This is a genomic window from Oleiphilus sp. HI0061 (assembly GCF_001635675.1).
On sequence record NZ_LWFE01001347.1, the window covers coordinates 1 to 942 of the forward strand.

Consider the following 942-nt stretch of genomic DNA (forward strand, 5'->3'; position numbering starts at 1 on the left):
TATCTCAGGAGATAAATACCACTGAGGTAAAAACAGCTGTTAAAAGTTGCGTGAAAAGCGTACTAAAAAACCCTAATGCCATGCTCTGGCTAACTCAGATTAAAGACAAAGATGATTACACGGCAGAACACAGTTTACGTGTATCTATCATGGCTGTTGCACTTGGGCGTGAGCTGGAGCTGCTGGAAAAGGAGCTTGAAGACCTAGGCGTTGCGGCGATGCTGCATGATGTGGGAAAGATTAATATACCCATCGAGGTGCTGAATAAAGAAGGATCCTTAAATTCCGAGGAATATGAACTCATCAAGGAACATGCGACACATGGTCGCAAGCTGCTGATGTCTAAATCAGACGTGCCTCCGGTCGCGGTTGATGTTGCGTATTGTCATCATGAACATCTCAATGGTAAGGGTTACCCAAGGGGGGTGACTGCTGAAAAGATTCCTTTCTTCGCTAAAATTGTTAGCGTGGTGGATGCTTTCGATGCCATTACCAGTGACCGGGTTTATAGTGATGCACGTTCGACATTGGAAGGTTTGCGTATTCTTTACGATTGTCGTGGCCAGCAGTTTGATGAGGAAATTGTTCGAGCTTTTATTCGCTTAGTAGGAATTTATCCACCGGGGCATATTGTTGAGCTGACCAATGGCGAAGTTGGTATTATCCTATCGTGCCAAAGAAACAATAAGCTTCGCCCCAAACTGATTATTGTCAGGAATACTGAGAAGAAAAGCTGTGCTGAACGGATTGTTGATCTAAGTAATGAGCAAAAAGATCAGCATGGTAAGCCGCTTCGAGTTAAAGAAATATATACAGACGGGGCCTTTGGCGTTCAGCTTAAGGAATACAAGGCCAAAGGCTTAAACTTTGGCCTTGCAGTACAGTAATAAACCTTAAAGCCTGGTACTGAACTTTGAAGGAATGACGAAAGCGCTAACAGTC

1 protein-coding gene is annotated in these 942 nt (G+C 43.9%); it reads left to right on the top strand.

What is annotated here, in order from left to right; translation table 11 throughout:
* On the top strand, window positions 1-887 hold an 887-nt coding region (locus tag A3735_RS21285; protein WP_068638588.1), incomplete at its 5' end, for an HD-GYP domain-containing protein.
* Window positions 888-942 lie beyond the last annotated feature (55 nt).